The 21,633-nt window shown below is 60.3% G+C and carries 18 protein-coding genes and 3 pseudogenes; 10 read left to right on the top strand and 11 right to left on the bottom strand.

The window, feature by feature from the left end; genetic code table 11:
* Positions 1-73 precede the first annotated feature (73 nt).
* The 10 genes and pseudogenes from BW14_RS11080 to BW14_RS11120 all read right to left on the bottom strand — a co-directional run bounded on the left by BW14_RS11080 (position 74) and on the right by BW14_RS11120 (position 11,033).
* Positions 74-793 carry a Crp/Fnr family transcriptional regulator gene (locus BW14_RS11080; RefSeq protein WP_044090476.1) on the bottom strand — a complete coding sequence of 240 codons (720 nt, stop codon included), beginning with the start codon at positions 791-793 and terminating at the stop codon, positions 74-76.
* A gap of 69 nt (positions 794-862) precedes the next feature.
* Positions 863-2,176, bottom strand: a complete 1,314-nt coding sequence (locus BW14_RS12380) for a biotin/lipoate A/B protein ligase family protein (RefSeq protein ID WP_375138445.1) — start codon at positions 2,174-2,176, stop codon at positions 863-865.
* Positions 2,177-2,332: 156 nt separating this feature from the next.
* Positions 2,333-3,364, bottom strand: a complete 1,032-nt coding sequence (locus tag BW14_RS11090) for a 3-isopropylmalate dehydrogenase (protein WP_140490653.1) — start codon at positions 3,362-3,364, stop codon at positions 2,333-2,335.
* A 99-nt stretch (positions 3,365-3,463) separates the two neighbouring features.
* A pseudogene (locus BW14_RS12610) lies at positions 3,464-4,534 on the bottom strand (prolyl oligopeptidase family serine peptidase); the annotation flags it as partial.
* Between the two features lie 150 nt (positions 4,535-4,684).
* Positions 4,685-6,097: pseudogene (locus BW14_RS12615) on the bottom strand (S9 family peptidase); the annotation flags it as partial.
* 91 nt (positions 6,098-6,188) lie between these two features.
* Positions 6,189-7,370: an App1 family protein gene (locus BW14_RS11100; protein WP_375138446.1), complete on the bottom strand. Its 1,182-nt coding sequence runs from the start codon at positions 7,368-7,370 to the stop codon at positions 6,189-6,191.
* Between the two features lie 138 nt (positions 7,371-7,508).
* Positions 7,509-7,928 carry a glycine cleavage system protein GcvH gene (gene gcvH / locus BW14_RS11105; protein WP_140490659.1) on the bottom strand — a complete coding sequence of 140 codons (420 nt, stop codon included), beginning with the start codon at positions 7,926-7,928 and terminating at the stop codon, positions 7,509-7,511.
* A 147-nt stretch (positions 7,929-8,075) separates the two neighbouring features.
* Positions 8,076-9,317 (bottom strand): NAD(+) diphosphatase, encoded by a 1,242-nt coding sequence (gene nudC, locus BW14_RS11110; RefSeq protein ID WP_140490661.1) that lies wholly within the window; start codon positions 9,315-9,317, stop codon positions 8,076-8,078.
* Positions 9,318-9,325: 8 nt separating this feature from the next.
* Positions 9,326-10,174 carry an alpha/beta fold hydrolase gene (locus BW14_RS11115; protein ID WP_140490663.1) on the bottom strand — a complete coding sequence of 283 codons (849 nt, stop codon included), beginning with the start codon at positions 10,172-10,174 and terminating at the stop codon, positions 9,326-9,328.
* A gap of 226 nt (positions 10,175-10,400) precedes the next feature.
* Complete coding sequence (locus tag BW14_RS11120; protein WP_140490665.1) at positions 10,401-11,033, bottom strand: NUDIX hydrolase family protein; 633 nt, start codon at positions 11,031-11,033, stop codon at positions 10,401-10,403.
* A gap of 174 nt (positions 11,034-11,207) precedes the next feature.
* On the opposite strand from BW14_RS11120, the gene trxA reads away from it, so the two are divergent.
* The 6 genes from trxA to BW14_RS11150 all read left to right on the top strand — a co-directional run bounded on the left by trxA (position 11,208) and on the right by BW14_RS11150 (position 15,441).
* Complete coding sequence (gene trxA, locus BW14_RS11125) at positions 11,208-11,579, top strand: thioredoxin (RefSeq protein WP_140490667.1); 372 nt, start codon at positions 11,208-11,210, stop codon at positions 11,577-11,579.
* Positions 11,580-11,809: 230 nt separating this feature from the next.
* Positions 11,810-12,826 (top strand): G5 domain-containing protein, encoded by a 1,017-nt coding sequence (locus BW14_RS11130; RefSeq protein ID WP_140490669.1) that lies wholly within the window; start codon positions 11,810-11,812, stop codon positions 12,824-12,826.
* 524 nt (positions 12,827-13,350) lie between these two features.
* The gene (locus tag BW14_RS11135) at positions 13,351-13,779 is read left to right on the top strand and encodes a hypothetical protein (protein WP_140490671.1); all 429 of its coding nucleotides are present in this window, start codon (positions 13,351-13,353) and stop codon (positions 13,777-13,779) included.
* On the top strand, positions 13,769-13,999 hold the full coding sequence (locus BW14_RS11140; RefSeq protein WP_140490683.1) for a helix-turn-helix transcriptional regulator: 231 nt from the start codon (positions 13,769-13,771) through the stop codon (positions 13,997-13,999). Before BW14_RS11135 ends, BW14_RS11140 begins: the two co-directional genes overlap by 11 nt.
* Positions 14,000-14,290: 291 nt before the next feature.
* Positions 14,291-14,773, top strand: a complete 483-nt coding sequence (locus BW14_RS11145; RefSeq protein WP_140490673.1) for a hypothetical protein — start codon at positions 14,291-14,293, stop codon at positions 14,771-14,773.
* 128 nt (positions 14,774-14,901) lie between these two features.
* The gene (locus BW14_RS11150; RefSeq protein WP_140490675.1) at positions 14,902-15,441 is read left to right on the top strand and encodes a low molecular weight phosphatase family protein; all 540 of its coding nucleotides are present in this window, start codon (positions 14,902-14,904) and stop codon (positions 15,439-15,441) included.
* A 509-nt stretch (positions 15,442-15,950) separates the two neighbouring features.
* On the opposite strand, the gene BW14_RS11155 is transcribed toward BW14_RS11150, so the two are convergent.
* On the bottom strand, positions 15,951-17,489 hold the full coding sequence (locus BW14_RS11155) for a polysaccharide biosynthesis tyrosine autokinase (RefSeq protein WP_308810448.1): 1,539 nt from the start codon (positions 17,487-17,489) through the stop codon (positions 15,951-15,953).
* Between the two features lie 430 nt (positions 17,490-17,919).
* Between BW14_RS11155 and BW14_RS11160 the strand changes: the two genes are divergently transcribed.
* The 4 genes and pseudogenes from BW14_RS11160 to BW14_RS11175 all read left to right on the top strand — a co-directional run.
* The gene (locus BW14_RS11160; protein WP_140490677.1) at positions 17,920-19,182 is read left to right on the top strand and encodes a hypothetical protein; all 1,263 of its coding nucleotides are present in this window, start codon (positions 17,920-17,922) and stop codon (positions 19,180-19,182) included.
* 242 nt (positions 19,183-19,424) lie between these two features.
* Positions 19,425-19,868, top strand: coding sequence for a hypothetical protein (locus BW14_RS11165; protein WP_140490679.1), 444 nt, complete (start codon positions 19,425-19,427; stop codon positions 19,866-19,868).
* 202 nt (positions 19,869-20,070) lie between these two features.
* Positions 20,071-21,048: pseudogene (locus tag BW14_RS11170) on the top strand (ATP-binding protein); the annotation flags it as partial.
* A 300-nt stretch (positions 21,049-21,348) separates the two neighbouring features.
* On the top strand, positions 21,349-21,633 hold a 285-nt coding region (locus BW14_RS11175; protein WP_140462645.1), incomplete at its 3' end, for a nucleotidyltransferase family protein.

Genomic DNA, 21,633 nt, shown 5'->3' on the forward strand with positions numbered 1-21,633 from the left:
TTATATTTTTCGGCCCCCTTGTCAGAGCTGGCCCGCAAAGCGGGACTGAGGGGCAGTCATTTCGTCAGCACAATCAGCGTCGTGAGCGGCGAATAAGCATGCCCGGCTGGAAGATGATGATGGAGCGGCCATCGCGCGCGATCCAGCCGCGGTTCGAAAAGTCCATAAGCGCCTTGTTCACGGTCTCGCGACTGGACCCCACCAGCTGCGCGAGCTCCTCCTGCGTCAGGTCATGCGGCACTTTCAGCCCCTGTTCCACCGGCTCGCCGAAGCGCGAACCCAGATTCAGCAGAGTCTTGGCCAGCCTGGCCGGCACGTCCATGAAGACCAGATCGGAGATGCGCTCGTTGTTGGCCCGCTGGCGATTAGCCATGACCTGAAGCATGTCGATGGCCACGCGCGGATGCTCATCCAGCCAAGCGAACAAGGCATCATGTTCAAGCGAAACCACCCGCGTGCCATGGCTCATCGCCACGGCCGACGCTGTACGCGGGCCGCCGTTCGGGTCAAATACGGGAATCTCGCCCAGCACCTCGCCGGGGGCGTGGATGGACAGCAGCTGCACGCGGTCGTCGGTGGATGTGCGGATCAGCTTGACACGGCCGCGCTCGAGCAGATACATGCGATGGTCCGTATCGCCTTCGGAGAAGATGTAATCGCCCTTGTCAAAGACCGCACGTTGCAGATGCGGGATGAGCTCCTCGGCCTCAGCGGGGGAAACCTGCTTGAACAGTGCCGTCTGCAGCAGAATGTTCTCCTCGTCGGAGAACATGTTCGGAGTCTCTACGCCCATCGCACCGTCCTTATTGCCTTACGCCACCTTCGGCCACTCGCACTATTGTAACGCGCCTCACACGAACCGTCAGGATTTGTTCACCAGCGACTGACGCGGCTGCCCCGGCCGATCTGGCCGGCCACTGGGCTCACCGCCCCGCTCGACGAGCCACGCGAGCAGATGGTCGATGACCTGCTCCCGGCGCAGCCCGGTCTGGCTTCTGAGCGGATCGACCCGTTTCACAGCGGATTTCACCGCCTTGTCCGACATCTTCTCCCGACTGGTGTTGAGCACCTCGCCCATAGCCACGGCATCGATGTCATAAGCCAATGTGACATGATGCAGCACGGCTCCGGCAATCACGCCGACCGTCTGGCTCGCGCCCCGCCCATCCGCACCTGTTCCTTCAGAGGATTGCCGTATCCCATCGCCCCGCACAACAGGGAACCTGCGTTGTGCCGCTCCCCCGATCTTGCCGTACTGCGAGGCGATGTCGTTCAGTCCCGAGAATCGCACGTCGAGACCCAGCTCCCGCAACGCTTCGACCAGCCACCAGTCGCACAACCGATAGGATTCCTCGATGCTGACGCCTTGCACGAAGTCAAGCGGCGCGTACAGGGAGTAGGTGATGGTGTTGCCCGGCTCGATGAACATCGCGCCACCGCCGGTGCATCTGCGCACCACGCTGAACCCGCGCTGTTTGGCGATGTCAAGGTTCACTTCGTCGGGTGCCGACTGGAATCGCCCGATAACCACCGCAGGAGCCGCCCATTCCCAGATGCGCAGGGTCGGAGGCCGCAGGCCGGATGCAACCTCGCGCGCCCAGTTCTCATCGATTCGCATCTGCTCAGCGGGAAGTCGCGGCTGATCATGGATGACGGTGAGCTGCGGCAACAACTGCGCCCAGCGGGATGCGTAGTTCGCTTGATTGTCGGGCAGAACGCCGGCTGCCATTGCGGAAACGCCAGGTACCGCAGAGTGCTGAGCGGAGTCCTTATATATAGAGGCCTTATGTATAGAGTCCTTATATATAGAGGCCTTATATATAGAGTCCTTATATATAGAGGCCTTATATATAGGGTCTTTGCGAATAGGAGCCTGCGGCATTACCGAGGTAAGCGATGCTGTTGACGCCACCGAGTGGCGCATGATCTGCTCCAAAGCCCGGGTGAAAGCGGTTTCGATGGCTTTGGCATCCGTGCCGATCAGATTGCAGTCAGGATGAGAGTCAATCACCGATTGCACTGACGCTCCAGCGACGAGCGCCTGTTCGATGGCATGCAGAAACTCTGCCGACGCCGAGTCATCCGGTGCCTCCACGAAGAAATCGCCATCCAGTTTGCACGACCGCACGGCACCGTTTGGCTGCACATCACCATCCGATTGTGCACTGCCATTCATCTGCAAGGTCACGTTGACGGCCACCAACTTGCCGCCCGGCGTTTTCGCTTCACCGCGACCCATTATCGTTTCGCCCACGATGCCCACCATAGCAAATAAACAAATCCGCCCATCCCCGGTCCTGGGAATGGGCGGATGAGAAAAGGGCGGGGCTCGTCAGATGCGGGCCAGAATGTCCTTGCCGACCTGGTCGGTGGTGCGCACGGTGGAGCCGAGCTCCTCGATGTCCGCCTCCACAGCCGCATGAATCTTCTTGGCCGCGTCGTCGAAGCCGAGATGCTCGAGCAGCATGGCCGCCGACAGGATCGCGGCGGTCGGGTTGGCCTTGTTCTGGCCAGCGATGTCAGGGGCGGAACCGTGAATCGGCTCGAACATGGACGGGTACTCGTCGGACGCATTGATGCAGCCGGAAGCGGAGTATCCCACGCCGCCCACCACGGCACCGGCCTCGTCGGTGATGATGTCGCCGAACAGGTTATCGGTCAGAATCACGTCGAAGCGGGACGGGTTGGACACCAGGAAGATGGTGGTGGCGTCGATGTGCAGGTAGTCGTGGGTGACCTCGGGGTATTCCTCGGCGACCTTGTCCACGATGCGCTGCCACATATCGCCCGCATTGACGAGCACGTTCTTCTTATGCACCAACGTCACATGCTTGCGGCGCTTCATGGCGAGCTTGAATGCGTAACGCACCACGCGCTCCACGCCATAGGCGGTATTGATGGACACCTCGGTGGCCACCTCGTTCGGGGTGCCGCGACGGACCGCACCGCCTGCACCGCAGTACAGGCCTTCGGTGCCCTCGCGCACGACCACGAAGTCGATGTCACCGGGGTTGGCCAGCGGCGAGGTGACGCCCTTGTACAGCTTGGAAGGACGCAGGTTCACATACTGGTCGAGGTCGAAACGGAGCTTCAGAAGCAGGCCGCGCTCCAGAATGCCCGCCTTGATGCGCGGGTCGCCGACAGCACCGAGCAGAATGGCGTCGTTGGCCTTGATTCGATCCTCTTCCTCCTCCGGAAGAATCGAACCATCGCGCAGATACCGTTCGGCACCGAGATCGAACTGCTCGTATTCGAAGTCCGCGACACCTTCAGCGGCTTTTTCCAAGGCCTTCTGCGCCCACGGAGTGACTTCCTTGCCGATGCCGTCTCCAGGGATGACGGCGATTTTGTATGTCTTTGCCATAGTTCAAGGAGCCTAGTCGCGTGGTCATCTGATGACCCGAACCGGCTCAGCTAGTGGACATGGCCACAGTCCACAACCGCAGTCCACATTGTTGACGGCTTAGTGGGCGATGCCCATCACGCCCAGACACCAAGCGTTCTCATAGGAGACTTCCTCCCACTGCTTGTATCGCCCGGAAATGCCGCCGTGTCCGGCCTCGACCTCTATTTTGGCCACCGCATCCACGCCGGCCGACTGCAGCCGCGCCAGCCATTTGAGCGGTTCGACATACAGCACACGCGTGTCGTTCATCGACGTGGTGATGAAGATGCGAGGGAACCGTGAGGCCGACACACCGGACTGAGCGGAACCCCCGACGCCATCCTCAGCACCAGCAGCCTCAGCCACCGGCACCGGCACGTTTTCATAGGGCGTGTACGACTTCATGTACGCATACACGGCCGGGTCATGCAGCGGATCGCCCCATTCATCCCATTCTGTGACGGTCAGCGGCAGGTCGGGGTCGAGAATCGAGGTGAGCGCGTCCACGAACGGCACATCCGCCTCGATGCCGGCGTAGCATTCGGGGGCCATATTGGCCACCGCGCCCATCAGCAGGCCGCCCGCCGAACCACCGTTGGCCACCGTCCGGCGAGGATCGGCCAGATGTGCCTCCTGCAGGGCTCGCGTGGCATCGACGAAATCCTCGAACGAGTGCTTCTTGTTGAGACGCCGCCCCTGCTCATACCAGGCGCGCCCCATCTCGCCACCGCCGCGGATATGCGGCACGGCATACAGCACACCGCGGTCGAGCATGCTCAGACGTGCCACGGAGAATCCCGGGTCGGAGGAGATCTCGTACGCACCATAACCGGTGATGAACATCGGGGAATCCTGCGCGGGGAAATCACGACGCCACACCAGTGACACCGGGATGCGCTCCCCATCACGCGCGGTGATCCATACGCGACGCTCCATATAGTCGCGCGGGTCGAAATCGCCCAGCACGGTGGCGCGTTTGAGCAACGTGTCCCGCCCTGTGGCGGGGTCTATCTCATGCAACTCGCCCGGCCGGGTGTAGCTGGCGAACGAGTACCGCATGCGAGGCGCATCATACGACGGATTGCCGCCGGTGCCGATGGTGTACAGGCGCCGGGTCTCGCCGGGAAGATGGTCGTCGCTGGCGCCATCGAATGATGCGGTGTGATCAGTCGGCGCGGCAGCGTTTTCGGCGCCCTCGGCGGACCGTACGGCGCCGCGGTCGGCACCATTGGCGGCATCGGCTGACTGCACAGCACCGACCGCAGCGGCCCCATCCAGACCATCCAAATCATTCGCCCCATCGCCCTGCCACAGACGTTCGCCATGGTCGCCGGTGACGTCGCTTCGATCGGCGGCCACCAGATCCCAGTCGTTCTCCAACGATGGCGGCAGCAGTTCCATGAACCGCCACGGGCGTCCGGCCAGAAAATCCTCAGCGGCGGCCTGCTTGGTCATGTACGCCACATGCGGCTGGCCGTCGGAACGATAGCTCAGCGTCACGAAATGACGATGCAGCCCGATGCCCTCGATTCCCAGACCGTGCGCCCCCTGCAAAATCGCAGGATTCGCGGGATTGAAATAGGCCTCGGTGATCGGCCGGTCGGGTTCGCCATGCTCGCAGCCATAGGGCGAGCCGGCGGCCACGCATACTCCTTCACCCAATCGATATGGCGGCTGATGGTCACGCATGTCGATGACGTCGATTTCGAAATTCGGATTATCGGCGTTGTGGTACACCACCGCCAGAGGCACATCCTCGCCGCCTTCGCCGGCACCCTCGAAGCATGCGAAGCTGACATCATATTCCACGTCTTCCTTGCGGGGGATGAACGGCTGGAACTCGCCGTCCGGCGTATCCACCGGCAGCATCCATACTTCAGTAGTGGTTTTGGAGCCGGTGCCGATCACGATGCTGCGCTCGTCGAAGCTGATGCCCGCCCCGACCCAGAACTTCTCGTCCGCCTCGCGGTACACGCAGACGTCCGATTCGACCGGCGTGCCCACATGATGCCGCCAAATCGCGCACGGCCGCCAGGAGTCGTCGAGCTCGGTCCAGAACACCCACTGCCCATCCGGCGTGAAGCAGGCACCGCCGATGCCGGGAAACACTTCCGGCAGTTCCACCGGCTCACCGCCCTGCGCGAGCGTGGCGTCGAGGTCGCGAATGCGGAAATCGTAGCGTTCGTCACCGCGCAGATCAACGCCGTAAAGCATCCATCGCCCGTCATGGCTCAGATCCATGCCGCCAAGCCGGAAGAAGTCATGCCCCTCGGCCTCCACGTTGGCGTCGAACACCACCTGCTCGCCCGGCATCGAACCGGGGGCGCCTTGCGGATCGACCTCCGGCGGGTCCCAATCGTCGGTGCCGCGCACCGGCATACGGCACTGCACACCGTACTGCTTGCCTTGCTGGGTGCGCGTGAAGTACCAGTAGTCGTTGATGCGCGTGGGGACGGACATGTCCGTCTCCTCCACGTGCGCCTTGAGCTCCTCGAACAACGTGCGCCGCAACCCCGACAGATGGGCCATGCGCGCTTCGCAGTACTTGTTCTGCGCGGCCACGTAATCGCGCACATCGGCGGATTCCTTGTCGCGCATCCATTCGTAATCATCGTTGAACACGTCGCCGTGGAATTCACGGCGCTTGGGTTCACGTTTGGCCACTGGCGGCGTCGGCGTCATCGCTGCGCCTGATTCGGTCATTTCAGTCATATCACGCGATTGTACGCGCCGGTCAGGGACGAAGCGGCACCGTCAACGACCCACACCGCGCAGAATACGGACCAATCTGCGTTACAAGCCGCTAATCCGCGTTCTTCGCGTGCTCCTTGAGATACGGCAGCATGGTTTTGAGCAGGTTCGCACCGGTGGTGCCGGTGAACACCGGCACTTCAGTGACCGGCATCGGCTGGGTCGAGGTCAGACCGGCAACGGACGCCAGACCGGGCGCCTCCTTGGGACTGAGCTGGCGGATGGCGATGGCCAGCACGCGCCCGGGATACCGTTTGACAATGGTGGCGTACGTGGTGGGGTCCTTCTGACCGTCATCGCCCACCAGAATGAACTTCATGTCCGGGAAATCCGCCATCAACTGTTCGGCGAACTCGAGCTTGTGCTGCGGGCCGGTGGGCACGAAGGTCTTGGGTCTCGGATCGAGGTCGCGCAACAGCAGTGGCCCCTCCGGGAATCCGTGGTCGATGATGAAGTTGCGAATCGCGCTCTCCACATTCCACGGCGACGTGGACAGATAGAAGAACGGGGCATCCGGGAACAGGTCGGAGATGCGCGTGAACAGTACGCTCATACCCGGCACGGAGGCTTTTTTCTTGGGATCAAGGAACAGCAGGTTGTAGGCGGCCTTCCACAGCACCGGGGCCTGGGTGATCATGATCGTGTCGTCCACGTCCGAGATGATGCCCACTTTGGCGCTGGCTGGGATGGTATACAGGTTGGCGCTGACCGGCTTGCGGCCGGGCACACTGTACGAAACGCGATGGATGCCCGGACTCAGGCGATGCTCGGCCACCAAATCCAGATATCCTGCCGAATCGGAGATCGCGTATTCTCCGCTCATGTCGCGGGTGCGATCCACTTTGTCATAGACCTCGGAGACGCCCACCTGCACGGTGTTGAGCGGCGTGTCATCGATGCTGGCCTGCACGTGCGTGCGACCGGCCGGCACGGCCAGCATGCCTCGGATGCCGCGCGTCAGCTCGCCGGACTGGCCGCGGGCAGGGCCATATACGGTACGGCAGATCAGGCGCGAATAGTCCCCGGTTCCATAGCCCACATAAGGCTCTACTCGCGGGAACCAGCCCCATCCGCGCACCACTGCGGTTGACCAGTGCGACCATAGGCCGAAGGCATTGGTAATCGCCCGACGGATGAATCGGGTCAACGGCGGCTTGACCTCAAAACGCTCGCGTTTCGACGGCGCATCGAATGTGGTGACCGCTGCGCGCGCGGGAATCGGCACGGTAGGCATGTCGTCCGTCGGCGCAGGCGCACTGGAGTGATGCGGCAGATGCAATGACTCCAAACGCCTGCCGGCGGCTTCAAAATCCTCGCGTGGGCTTCTCATGCACCCCACTATAGGCCATGCATGATATGAGCCGGCATCAGCTCAGCGGATGATTTTGGCGTACTCCTCGGCGCTGAGCAGCTCCGGCTCATCGTCATCAAGTTCGACCTTGAGGATCCACCCCTCGCCGTACGGGTCGCCGTTGATCACAGAGGGATCGTCGGACACGTCGCGGTTCACGTACTTCACCGTGCCCGCCACCGGGCTGATCATGGGCTGCACGGCCTTGGAGGACTCCAATTCCACGATTTCGTCGCCGGCCTCCACACGGGAACCGGGTTCGGGCAGATCCACGAACACGAGCTCGCCGAGCTGGTCGGCCGCGTATTCGGTGATGCCGAGGATGGCGAGGTCATCATCCGAACGATCCACCCAGACGTGTTCGTCGGAGTATTCGAGATGCTCGGGAATGTCGAGGTTCAGCGGCTGTTCGTTGTCTTCTGTTTCGCTTGTTTCGCTCATAGTGCCCAGCCTAGCAGCCTACAGCTCCCGCCCGAGCCACTCCTCAGGTTGACTACCCCTCAGACCCGCTTCGCGGGCCAGCTCCCCTGACAAGGGGAGCCAGAAAAGCATCTGCTGACGTAGGAACCGCCACAAAACATGACACGCCTACAGCTCCCGCCCGAGCCACTCCTCGATCATGTAGCGCGCGATGGTGGCGCGCCCGGGGGCGGCCATGCGTCCGGAAATCAATTCGGCGGTGTATTCGTCGCGCGTGACCCAACGGGCGGTCACGGTTTCCGAACCGTCCACATGCACATCCGTGGTGACGGCGTGCGCCTTGAACGCCATCATGAGCGACGCGGGGAACGGCCACGGCTGCGAGCCAAGGTAGCGCACTTCGCCCAAGGTGATGCCGGTCTCCTCCTTGGCCTCGCGCCGCGCCGCGTGTTCGAGGTTCTCCCCCGCCTCCACGAATCCGGCGGAGACGGAGTAGAGCCGTTCGTCCTTCCATGCCGCATTGTGCTGCAGAAGCAACCGGTCGTGACCGTCCACGATTGCGGTGATCACGGCGGGTTCGATGCGCGGGAACAGGATCCGGTTGCCGTCCGCCGCATTGCTGCACCGCTGCGCCCAGCCGGCGAGCGCGGTTTCGACCGGCGCGCCGCAGGTCGGACAATACCGCTGCCGGCTATGCCAGATGCTCAGGGTGACGGCGCTGGTGGCCTGCCCGGCCTCGCGCGCATTGGCGTGGGGTGCGAAGCCGCGCAAATCTGCCCAGTCGAACCGGTCGACGGCTTGCTGCAGCAGGGTCGGTTTTGGCTGGCGGGGCTGTTCTCCGGCGATGTCGACCGATTCGTCGAATGCATCGTCCGCACCTTGTCCGGCGGAATCCGAAACGCTGAGGTTGCCATCGACGGTACCGGAATCCTCGGTTCCCAATACGCCGGCGACGGCACTGACACCACCAGCAGCAGCGCCAGCGGCTGCACCTGCGATGGCACCGGCCGCATTCGATGCGCCGGCCACACGATTGGCGGAACCCGGTTCAGGCACCCGGGAGATGTCGATGGCGACGACGCATTCGCCGCGAACGCCGCCATAGGAGCCGAGGAACATGGCCACGGCCTGAGGATACCGCTTGAGTTCCGCGGCGACGTACGCGCCCGGCAAGGTGGCGAGCCGCAGTTTGACGTTCTCGTAATCCACCAGTTCGCCTTGTCCGCGGGGCACGGCGACCAGTCCGTTGCGAGTGAGGATGACTTTGGTGGCGGGGTCCTCCAGCAGATGTTCGATGAGTCCCGGTTCGTCTCGTCGATCGACTTGGTAGTCGATGTCGCCTTGTGCGAGCGGCAGGAACGGCAGGGCGCGGGTCAACGCCAATGGTGAGAAATGGATATCAGCGGTCATCCTTTACCTCAGTCCTGGTCCTGCACCCGACGCACGAGAGCGAGCAGCGCGCGGGCCACGGTGTCGGGATGCTCGACGGCGCTGAAGTGGCCGCAATCGGGGATGGCGATGAATGTGGCACCGGCGATGCGGTCGGCCAGCGGACGCATGACGCTCGGGTTGCTGGTGGGGTCGAGTTCACCGGATACGACGGCGGTCGGCGCGGTGATGGTCTCGGGCACCTTGCCCATGTCGGGGCGGCCGTAGGTCATGCGCTGGCGCCATGCGAGGCCCGCAGGGTCCTGTTCGTTGATCCATTGGGTCATCGTGGCGATGAATTCAGGGGATTTCTTGACGGTGGAGTCACCATCGGACGGCTTGGCGAAATGCATCACCGGTTCCACGGAGTTGGTCTGTTCGGCGGCGTCCGCCATGGCGAGGCGCGGTTCGCCGCCCACGCCGTCGGATGCGGCCATCGTGTCGCACAGGGCGAGGCCGGCCACGGTCTCGGGATGACGGCGCTGGATGTCCATCGCCACATAGCCACCCATGGACAGGCCCACCCATATGGCCTGTGCGTATCCTGCGGACTTCACCAGATCCACGTAGGCGTCCGCGAGCCGGTCCAGAGCCTCGGTGTAGGCACCGTTGGCGAGCCGCGGGCCGGAATCCTCGGCGCTCGGCACCGGGGACTGTCCGGAACCGGCCATGTCCGGCGCCCAGATGGGGAACGGGGGCACGTCGTCCAGATCGGCGAAGTCGGCGAGCGCCTTGGCGCATACGTCCCACATGCGGTGGTCCACCGGATAGGCGTTCATCAGCACCACCGGCACACCCTCGCCTTCGCGATACACATGATTCACCAATTCAATTGCCATAACTACACACTTTCATTCGTTATATACAAACGATCCATATCGGGCTCCTCTGATGACTACCCCTCAGTCGGCTACGCCGAAAGCTCCCCTGACAAGGGGAGCCGACCAGGCTTCCGAATATCGGCCCCCTCTGACGAGGGGGCTGTCAGCGAAGCTGACTGGGGGAGAGACCAAACCCGAGCCAACCTGAATAAGCCGGCCAGCACGTTGCCTACAAACTGCTCCTTCACACTCCGGCCCAGGCTAGGGCTTGGCGCACGATGCGGCCATGCCCGTTGACCATCTGGTCGATGAACTTGTCCATCAGGTCGCTCTTGGGATCGACCCATTCCACGTCGAGCGTCTCGTCCTGCGGCTTGCAGTCGCCGGCAATCGCCACTACATAGCACAGTGCGATGGCGTGCTGGCGCGGGTCGTAGTAGTCGCCCAGGCCCGGAGTCGGGAAGAATTCGGCGACCGTGAACGGCTGAAGGGATGCAGGAAGCATCGGCAGCGCGATGTCGCCCAGGTCCTTGGCCACATTGCGGGAGATGGCTTCACGCAGCGACTCGTGGAACAGCACGCGCCCGGTGATCAGCGTGCGCTCGATGGAGCCGTCGTCCGAGACGCGCAGCAACGACCCCACCTGCGCGATGCGGCCCATGTCATCCGTGCGCACCGGCACGATCTCCACATAGGCGATGGGCATCTGGTGACGCGCACGGTTGATGTCCGCAGGCCCCAGCCATCCCGGCGGGTTGCCGTGGCCGGAGCCGCCTCCGTGGATGAAATCCTCGGGGGTGATGTTGTCGAATTCACCACGATTGCGATTGGCGTCGAAGTCGCCCTCGGAGGGCACCTCATCATTCAAGACTGGCATGCTTCCCATTATCGCGCGCGACCGCGCGAATGGGCTCCTCTCGCAGCAAAATCTGGGCAAACGTTCAGATGGGTCACGGACGGCACACGAACGGTTCGGCCGGCAGCGCAACGCGGGCTGAATTGTTGGGTGGTACTGCCAAGCTTGAGCACAAGCAACAGAATGGAGACCACCATGGCAACCAAGGCCATCACTTCAGCTGATTTTGAGCAGACCATCACCGACAACGAAATCGTGTTCGTGGACTTCTGGGCCACGTGGTGCGGCCCGTGCCGCGCATTCGGCCCGATTTTCGAGGCCGCGTCCGACAAGCCCGAAAACAAGGACATCGCCTTTGTGAAGGTGGATATCGACGCGAACCAGGATCTGGCGCAGGCGGCCGGCATCCAGGCCGTACCCACGCTGATGATTGCCAAGCAGGGCGAGGTGATCTTCCAGCAGGCCGGCGCGCTGCAGGCCGGCGATCTGGACGATCTCATCGACCAGGCCAAGGCGCTCGACCTTGCCGCCGCCAAGGCTCAGGCCGCCGCCCAGCAGCAGGACTGACTCCGCACTGGCTCCCTCTGACAAGGGGAGCCGAATAGGTCGTCTGCGGATTGGCGTTCTTCCAGCGGTGCACCTATGATAAGTGTCAGTGTGCAGCTCGACGTATGAAACCTGCACGATGCAAGTAGTTCATATCATGCATAAGTGAAATGCATAACCGAAACCGATGACCGACATCAGCCGCACGTTCGGCGAGACGTTCGGGCTGCAAATCCAAGTCAAGGAGCGTAATGACGAGACACGGCAGGAAGACCTCCCCTTTGAAGTCCCTGAGCATCAGCAAGCGTCAGTGGGCCAAGATCGCCGCAGTGGTGGCCGCCGGAGGACTGATCACCGGAGCCGGATTCGTATCCCGCAGCTTCTACCAGTCGGATGATGCCAAGCCCGTCAACCAGGTCACCGCATTCTCCGCCACCGATTCCGCGGCCTCCCGCTCCGCCACCCGTGGAGCACTGAACGCCACGGACAAGAACACCACGTTCGTCACCGTGAAGATCAACGGCGACTCACGCGTGGTACTTGGCGAGAAAGACGCAATGAAAACCGTCAAGGACGTGCTTGACGCCGGCAACATCACACTCGACCCGGACGATACGGTCAGCCCCTCGCTGAAGAGCAAGGTCACCGAATCCACGGTCATCACGATCGAGCGCGCAGGCGCTGACGTGGAGACCACGGACACGGACATCCCGTTCAACGAGGTGCGCAAGGAGACCGACAGCCTGCCCAAGGGCACCGAGAAGGTGGAGGCCGAAGGCCAGAACGGTGTGATGGAGACCACGTCGCTGGTCACACGCAGCGGCGACAAGGTGATCTCCTCCAACGTGTTCACGTCGTGGGTCAAGAAGGCCCCGGTCGACAAGGTGGTGCTCGTGGGCACAGGCTCCACAACGTCTTCGTCCTCGTCATCGTCCGGCTCCTCCGCAAGCCTCGGCACCACCGTGCCGGTGGGCGAGATGCAGACCTGGGCGCATGACTACATGATTTCCAACGGCTACTCCGAGGACGACTTCACCGCCGCCAACTACATCATCAACCATGAATCCGGCTGGAATCCGACGGCCGCCAACCCGTCCGGCGCATACGGCCTACCGCAGGCGCTGCCTGGCAGCAAAATGGCTTCCGCCGGCGCCGACTGGGCCACCAACTACCAGACGCAGTTCAAGTGGTTCCTCGGCTATTGCAACGACCGCTACGGCTCTGTGACCGCCGCCTACAACCACTGGCTACAGTACAGGAGCTACTGATTCTTTAGCTGCGCCCAGGCGCCGCCAAGACCTCACTAAACGTACACTGACTCGTGTGCAGTGTACGTCTGGTGAGGTCTTACTAGTGCCCTGCGCTGTAAGTTCGTTGATTAATTCACTACCCCTCAGTCCCGCTTCGCGGGCCAGCTCGTCCCGCAATTGCGGACGCGCTTCGCGCACGGTTTGCCAGCTCGCCTGTCGGCTCGCACAGCACCTACAAACAGCTCCGCTGTCTGCTTTACGGTTCTGTCCTGACAAGGGGAGCCTGCAATCATGGACGAGCTTCGCGGGCCAGCTTGTCCTGCAATTGCGGACGCACTGCGCGCGCGGTTTGCCGGCTCGCCTGTCGGCTCGCACAGCACCTACAAACAGCTCCGCTGTTTGCTTTACGGTGCTGTCCTGCAATTGGACGCACTGCGCGCGGCATACTGATAGTGAGACCTTACGACAGGTCATCCCGACAGATTGTATAGTCAGACGTACGGCACGTGGGTATCCCCATGCCGGTATTTCGGAGGCAAATCATGACGTTCAACCGGTATATCGCGATTCGCGCCGTGATCGAGACCATCGGCGCGCTGTCCTGCATGCTGATGGTGGTCATCGGACACAGTCTCATCGGGGTGATTGTCACAGCTGTGGTGGCATTGGTCTGGGCCGGTGGCGAGATCTGGGTGGTGACCGTGCTCAACAAACGGTCGCCTCGTCGCGATGAGCTCTCGGATCAGCATCAAGGGGTGGCGATACAGTTCGCACTGTTCGTGCTCATAGCCGCATTGGTGGCTCTGGGGTTCTTCTACACCATCTGGAATATGGTGACCACGTCAGGGTTCCTGCACATCATCAACCCGATGATGCTGCCCGCATTGGCCATGTGCGCACTGGCCGTGTCTGACGTGCGGTATCTGTGGCTTGAACATGACGGCTCGAATGGGGACGATGATGAAGACTAGTCTGAAGATTCATCGTCTGGCACGAGGCATGAAGCAATCCGAGCTGGCCGACCTCATCAACGTGCGTCGGGAGACCATCGGACGTCTGGAGCAGGGACAGTATTGCCCATCGCTCAGGCTCGCCATGGAACTGGCGAAGGTGTTCGACACCACGGTGGAAGACCTGTTCAGCTTTGATGACGAAGCGGACGACACGCCCGAACAGACACAAGCTAGGTAAATTCCCGGCAAACTACGTCACGAAACCTGAAAAACGTTGCAATTCCAACGTTTTTCAGGTTTTTTAACCGCCCATCTCTTCAGCAGCCATGTGACACCGGCATCACGTCATGCGACACGGACATCACCTCGTGTGACGCAAGCATCACATGGCACGTATCAGACGCGGACGGTTCTTGTCAGGCACGTCACCCAGGCGAGTAATGTGTAAGCCGTGCAAGGAAATCGGGGGTTTGTGATTTCCGAGCAGGTTACTTAGGGGGTTGGGAAACCCCGTTAAGGAGGAAATATTATGATGAAGAAGTTTATGGCTCTGCTGGCCACTGTCGCCGCTGTGCTGGGCTTTGGTTTCGCTGCCAACACCGCTATGGCTGAGGATTACGGTGCCACCGGTTCTGTGACCGGCACCGTCGCCACCGTGACCTTCACCGGTTTGGCTCCGAACACTGAATACCACGTTTACGCTGACGATCAGGTTGTGTCCAACGTCACAGCAGCAGCTTACAAGGATTTCGGTTCGTTCAAGTCTGACGCCAACGGCACCCTCAAGGTCAAGGTCACCCTCAAGGCTGGTGTCAAGACCGACGTCAAGCTGACTGACGCTAAGGGCAATGTGCTGACTTCCTACACCGTGACCGCTCCGGCCACCGGTAACGGCGCTCCGACCGTTGCTGACACCGGTGCTTCCGTCGCTCCGTACGCCGTGGCCGTTGTGCTGCTGGCTGCCGCCGGTGTGGCTCTGTTCGCTGTCCGCAAGACCAGCGCTCGTCACTGAATTCAGCTCGATAGCTGATTAGCTACTCAAAGACCCTGAGGCTTCCTCAGGGTCTTTTCTATGCCGTATTCCTCCTTGAACACAATACAAATCCACACCCATAATCGAATACCAAATCGAGGCGAATCATGAACGTTCTCTTTGTGTGCACCGGCAATGTCTGCCGCTCTCCCATGGGCGAATATCTGCTTCCCCGCTATTTCAATGATCCCTCCATTACGGCGGACAGCGCAGGAACCCGTGGGTTGTTCGATCATCCCATCGACCCGTCCAGCGCCAAGATCCTTTCCGGGCTGGGTATTGATACCACGAACTTCCGCTCGAAGCGCGTCACACCGCAACTGGCCACGGCCGCTGACCTGATTCTCTGCTTTGAGATCGAACAGCGTCAGGATATCGCCACTATCGCGCCGCTGGCAAGCCGGAAGACGTTCCTGTTGCCGGACTTCGCGAATATGTGCGTCTACTGCGCCAAGGAGGGCTATATTGAGGGCGCTACGCGGCAGGAGAAGCTCGAATCGGTGATTGACAACGCGTCGCTGATTCGGCCTATGCTGCCCGCACCCATGGTTATCCCCGACCCTCATCGTCGTGAATTTGCGGCCTTCCAGAAGGCCTACGAGCAGATCTGCCAAGCCCTCCGCATCATCACTGACGCAACCAAGTAACCCTAGCGGCGTCAGCGGCTCCCCTTGTCAGGACAGAACCGTAAAGCAAACAGCGGAGCTGTTTGTAGGTGCTGTGCGAGCCGACAAACCGCGCGCGAAGCGCGTCCGCAATTGCAGGACGAGCTGTCCCGCGAAGCGGGACTGAGGGGTAGTCAATTCGCAATTATTAGTGGTCCGTCTCGCTAATAAATTAAGGATCAGCCTCTGTCTCTCCCCCAGTCAGCTTCGCTGACAGCCCGTCCTGCAATCAGGGACGCGCTCCGCGCGCGGCCTGCTGGCTCGCCTGTCGGCTCGCACGTTGCCTACAGACAGCTCCGCTGTCTGCTTCACGGCAACGTCCCGTCAGAGGGGGCCTTAGCATAGTCTGTGAATTCTTTAACTACCCCTCGGCACTACCCCTCAGTCGACTTCGTCGACAGCTCCCCTGACAAGGTGAGCCAAGCAAGTAATAAGAGGCTCTCACTGAGCACTTGCTCAGCGAGAGCCTCTTTGCAACACCAACCGGCCTATCAGCGCTTGACGGCGGCGCTGCGTGCAGTGCTGCGCTGCTTCGGGCGCTTGCCGGCAGCCTTGCCCTTCTTGCCGTCGGTGCTGGCGTCGTCATCGTAATAGTAGTAGTTGCCCTTATATGCGACCTTCTTGGAATCCTTCGCATAGTTGAAGATGAAGCCGCTGACCGAGAGGTTCAGGTTGTCGAGCTGTGCTGCGATCTCACGCAAATCTCGCTTGTCGGTCACGTCGCGGCCGGAGACGATAACGATGCCGTTGCCCATGGCGCCGAACACGAAGGTGTCGTTCGCCACCACCAGCGGCGAGGTGTCGACCAGCACGTAATCGTATTGGGTGAGCGCCTGCTTGATGAGCTCCTTCATGATCGCGGAGTTGAGCAGGGCGGATGCGTTCGGCGGCTTCGGGCCGGCGGGCATGATGTGCAGGTTCGGCTTCCAATACCGCTGCACCACATCCTTGACGGCCGCCTGGCCGGACAGCACGTGGGTGAGGCCGGCGTTGCCTTCCAATCCCAGTCGATCGGCCACGGACGGGTGACGAAGGTCGGCGTCGATCAGCAGCACCTTGGCACCGTTTTCAGCCAGCGCGACGGCGAGGTTCACCGAGCTGGTGGTCTTGCCTTCGCTCGGGCTGGTGGACGAGAGGACGATGAGACGGGCGTTCATGCCCTCGACCGGAGCGGTGAACGAGAGGTTCGTACGGATACGGCGGTATTCCTCGGCGATCGGGCTGCTGGGCTTCGAGATGATGACCGGGACATCGCCCTTGAGCAGATCGTCTTCGGGGATACGGCCCATGATCGGGGCGTCGATGTATTCCTGCAGTTCAAAGGCCTCCTCGATGCGCGTGGAGAAGAGGTCCTTGACCAGCGCCACGATGATGCCGAGAATCAGACCACCGAGAACGCCAATGGCCATGTTCATCGGAATCTTCGGGCTGCTGGGGCCGGCAGGCTCCTGCGCCTGCTGCACCACGGAAAGCGTGACCGGGGACTTGCTGTCGGACGAATACAGGGAGTCCTCCACCACGGTCTTCATGGACTTGGCCACGGCATTGGCGATGGCGGCCGACTGCTTCGGATCCTTGTCTTCGACCTGAATGTTCACGAACGCGGTATCCGTAGGGTTGGTGACCGTCAGTTCATTAGCAAGAGCGCTGACCGACGTATCCAGGCCAAGCTGGTCGATGACCGGCTGCAGCACGGATTCGGTGGTGGCCAGCGTCGGGTAGGACTTAATCTGGTTGGCGATGTAGGTGCCGGCGCTGCTGATGTTGTTGTAGTTGTTGTTTTGCGTGGCATCAGCGGTTGCCGTGTTGAACGTGGCGAACATCTGCGAGGTAGCCGTATATTTCGGCGGCGTGAGCAATGTGTACGCGCACACAGCGGCGAACACGACCACGAACGTCACGATGACCGAAATGACATGCTTGCGGATAATCCGAATCAGGTCCATGATGGTGATGCCGCTTTCGGCCTGTGCTACGGCAGTGTCTGCAGCATTCTGATTCTGCTGCTGTTCGTTATTTGCGGAAACCAACCGCTTCTCCCTCTCCACATCCAGACTGCTTGAAATGCCCGGATAGCCCGATAGGTGCAATCAGCATGTATCCTATCAGCCCTCATGTACCCTTGCCCTTCAGGAAACGTAGCTGTAAGACTCCCGTCACCATATCGCCACCGTTCCCGCACATTGGGTTGCTAGAGTACTCGAGGCAATCAAGGAGGGGGACATGAGCGATTCCGGCATGCCGACATCGGCCGAACCATCTCAGGTGCGGACTGCAGACAGCGCCACTGTACCAGCGCACGGCAGCCTCGCATCCCGCAACCAGCGTATCGAGGATCCTGCGCCCACGACACCTTTTGCATCACTGCGCACGCTCACTCCCCCGATGCCGTTGCCCCGATGCTTCACCCCGCATGACCGCTCCGATTACCTGTTCTTCGCCGCTCTGCTCGCACTTCCGATGGACGGCACCGTGCTGGGCTTCTTTCAACCGTTCTGGACGCCGTTGAGCCCGTGGCTGCTGGTGTTGTATTGCTTGGCGAATCCTCGACTGCTGCGCCAAACATTGCATCGTTACGCACCGTTCATGATGCTGTCTGTGGTGCTTGTGGTGCTGTCGATGCCGGGCTGGGCGGCTTTCGGGCTGCACAATAATGCAGTGGTCATGTCGCTGACCGGTGTGATTGCCGTACCGGCCACGTTATGCGCGCTCGATATCGCCTATGTGCATAAGCGGCTCAGCTGGCAGGAGTCGGTGCGCGCCATTATCGCCGTATATTGGTTCGCTTTTGCCATCGGAATTGTGCAATGGCTATCGATTACATTGCGCTTGGGCAGTGTGCAGGGGTACTTCAGTCATCTGATGTACCGTTCGTATATCATTGCGGGATCTGCATGGGGCATGAGCGGTGCGCGACCGCAGTTTTTGTTTGCCGAGCCGAGTTATATCGGCATGCATCTGTTCGGTATTCTATTGCCGCTGTTCTGGTTCATGCGTATTCGCGACCGTATTTTCGCCTCGCGATTGCGGCATCTGATCATCGTATTTGCCGTGGGCAGCGTGCTGATGGGTTCGGGCACCCGTATCGTATTGGATTCGTTGGTGGCGCTTATTGCTGTGATTGTGATGGAAACGCATTGGCGCAATCGCAATGACCGGCGCACGGGCGTATTGCAGCTTATTGGCACTTTGGCCCTGGCTGTGGTGTGTGTTATGGCCAATTCGAGACTTGATTCCATCTTGCATAACGGCATGGAGGGCGATGGCTCGTTCTTCGCTCGCATCTGGCAATCGTTGGCACCGCTGTGTGGCCTGGTCAGACATCCGTGGGCGTTGCTGACCGGCTACGGAGCCGGAAATATCGCCGAGGCCACGCATAATGGAGCCGATTGGTCGGCGGCGATATTGCGGTTCGTGCACACCGATCCCACAGGCGCATTGTCGTGGTATCGGTCGATCAATGCGGACACCGTATGGACGATGAGCGCATACACGAATTTCCTGACGGAATTCGGATTGATTGGTTTCGCGCTGTTTCTCACGATTGCCTTTGGCTTCATACACCGATATCACCGATGGAATAAACTTACGATTGTCTGGCTGTTATTGGTGATGTATCTGTATGTGCAATTCGAGGGATACGCCTTCGCCGCCATTCCATTGATGATTTGGGCATTGACAAGGCTGGATGAATTCATTCATGTGGATGATGCAATAGAATGATATCTGAATGACACCTTGTAATCATTGAAGCCCATTTGCTATTTCTTTTTTTATTTGATTACAATTACATACGGAATTACTAGTGTCTCATGCCAGAGATTCGTTTGATATTATTCCTGGCTCCCCTTGTCAGGGGAGCTGGCCCGTGAAACGGGTCTGAGGGGTAGTAAATGCGTCAACGAATATCTGACGCAGGATACTGCCATATTGCTTATGATGTATAACTATAAAGGAGAACAATTATGGCTTCCTTGCTTCAGGGCTTTGAAGAGGTCCAGCTGGTCAAGCCGGCTGGCAAGACCGTGCTGACCGTAACCGACGGCGCCATCCGTTTCAACAAGGCCACCGCCGAAGTGCTGGGGTACCCGGCATACGCTAAGGTGCTCATCAACGAGAAGACCAAGCAGATCGCCGTGACCCCCGCCACCGCCAAGGCGGACAACGCGGTGAAGTTCAGCAAACCCGAAGGCAAGCAGACCCTGTCCGTGAGCCTCAAGGAGGCCACGCTGGTGGACGCCGTCAAGGCGTTCTTCACCCTGCCCGAAGCCCCGGAGGACGAAGTGGCCTACGCTTCCGTGAACGGCGCCGCCTACCCGGAAAGCAAGACCGTGATCTTCGACGCCGCCACCGCCACCTCCGGCACCATGAAGCGCCGCGGCCGCAAGAAGGCCACCGCCGAAGCCTGATTCGCCCACTTGGGACTGTCGGATTCCGAATCGATGTGTGGGAACGGCGAGCGCGTTCGCCAACACGTCTGGCGGCACAGCCGAACCGATACCGCTGACAGCGTCGCCAGCCGGAACGCTCGGCGAGCTGTTTGACGGCCGCATCACCTTTCAACAATTCTTACATGTTAGAACTCGTCAGTTAACATGTTAGAATTATTGAAAGGTGATGAAAGGGACCGTGCCGAAGGTCAATGCCGACCCGTTCGTTCTGCCCTTGGTCGATATGTTCGACCGGATGAGGGATTTGATGTCCCCGTGGAATCCTAGTCACGAAATCATGAGCGGGCTGATTCGCGTCGATGTTCCCGCTTTTGACCATGGTGCGTTCCGTGAGGCGATGATCAACGCGTTCTGTCATCGTGATTATGCACGCATGGGATATGTGCGGCTTATGGTGGATGATGATGGATTGACCATCTCCAATCCGGGCGGGTTCATCGAAGGGGTATCCGAAGACAGTCTGCTTACGGCGCAGCCTCGGTCACGCAATCCTCAACTGGCATTGATACTGAAGGCCGCTGGCTATGTCGAGCGGACCGGTCGTGGAGTAGACGTTATCTATGCCGGATCTATTGCGGCAGGGGGTGCGTTCCCCGATTATTCTCAATCCAACGCCGAAGAAGTCGTACTGTTTCTGCGTAGAGTAGTGCCGGATGCGTCGTTCGTGACCATGATTGGCGAAGAGGAACGTCGGCGTGGTGCACCGTTACCGGTGTGGTCGCTCATCGTGCTCTCATTGTTGCGCGAGCACCGACGTTTGTCGATGGGGCAGCTATGTGATTTTTCTCATTTGGAACGTCGCCGTGTCGTGTCCGCTGTGGAGAGGCTGGTGGAATCCGGCTTGGTGGAAGGAGTCGGTGCCGGGGCGTCTCGTGCGTACATGTTGAGCGCTCAAGTGTATAAGCGCGCGGATGGATTGACGTCCTACGTGCGTCAGCACGATATCGAGGCCACGCGCCGTAACGGTCTAGTGCTGGAATTTGCTCAGAGAAACGGTGGCGCGGTTACCACGTCCGATGTCATGGAGTTGTTCGGCCTGAGCTATATCAGCGCCTATCGATTGCTGAAAGGGCTTGCCGAATCAAACAAGCTGCATCGTGAGGGCAATGGCCCGTCATCTCGATATGTGCTGGTCTGATTGGATACCGAACGCGACGACTGTATGCATGACGACGAGCCGACCGGCGTCCCCAGCACCTTTCATCACCTTTCAACAATTCTTACATGTTAGAACTCGTCAGTTAACACATGCAAGAATTCGGACTTCGGCAGCGCATGCAGGGGCCAGGTTTCCCGGTACGGGTTTGGGACAGCATACGACAATCACCGCTATCGGCCTGATCGGAGCGTCATGCGATCAGGCCGGCGGTCAGCGGTCCTCGTATCATGATTATTGAGAGACGGCGAGCAAGCGATTATGACGGATCGGAGGTGGATGATGGTTCCCATCGAAGACGTCTACGCGCAAATCCGTGAATTCGCCGCCGACGCAGGAGCACACAAGGTCATACTGTTCGGCTCGAGAGCCAAAGGAACCAATCGTCCCAAAAGCGACATCGACCTCGCCATCGCAGGCTGCCCGGACTTCGATGCACTGGACGATAGACTGAACAACGAATTATGGACACTGCTTAAGATCGATGTCATCAACCTCGACGGACCGATCTCCGAAGCTTTGAAAACAGAAATAGCCCGCACAGGGAAGGTGCTGTATGAAAAAATA

This window comes from Bifidobacterium sp. UTBIF-68 (genome assembly GCF_006408855.1).
Classification (GTDB): domain Bacteria; phylum Actinomycetota; class Actinomycetes; order Actinomycetales; family Bifidobacteriaceae; genus Bifidobacterium; species Bifidobacterium reuteri.